1 protein-coding gene is annotated in these 311 nt (G+C 66.6%); it reads left to right on the top strand.

The genetic code is table 11. The features are described 5' to 3' along the window. On the top strand, window positions 1-311 hold a 311-nt coding region (locus OEY_RS29350), incomplete at both ends, for a 4-hydroxyphenylacetate 3-hydroxylase C-terminal domain-containing protein (RefSeq protein WP_010596899.1).

The raw sequence follows: 311 nt of genomic DNA, 5'->3' as shown, positions 1-311 counted from the left end.
TCATGTACGGCGACGTGGAGAAGATCAACGCGTTCTTCCCGCAGTCCGGCTTCCTGCCCCGGTTCACCTTCCAGGGCTGCACCCGTCTGGCGGTCAAGCTCGACTTCATCGCCGGCCTGCTGATGAAGGCCCTCGACGCGACCGGCGCCGGCGGGTTCCGCGGCGTGCAGACCCGCGTCGGCGAGGTCATCGGCTGGCGCAACCTGTTCTGGTCGCTGACCGAGTCGATGGCCCGCGACCCCGAGCCCTGGATCGGGGACACCGTCATCCCGAAGCTCGAATACGGCCTGACCTACCGGATGTTCATGATC

Source organism: Rhodococcus sp. P14, from assembly GCF_000256505.1.
Lineage (GTDB): Bacteria > Actinomycetota > Actinomycetes > Mycobacteriales > Mycobacteriaceae > Rhodococcus > Rhodococcus ruber.
This window is presented reverse-complemented; position numbering and strand designations above follow the sequence as displayed.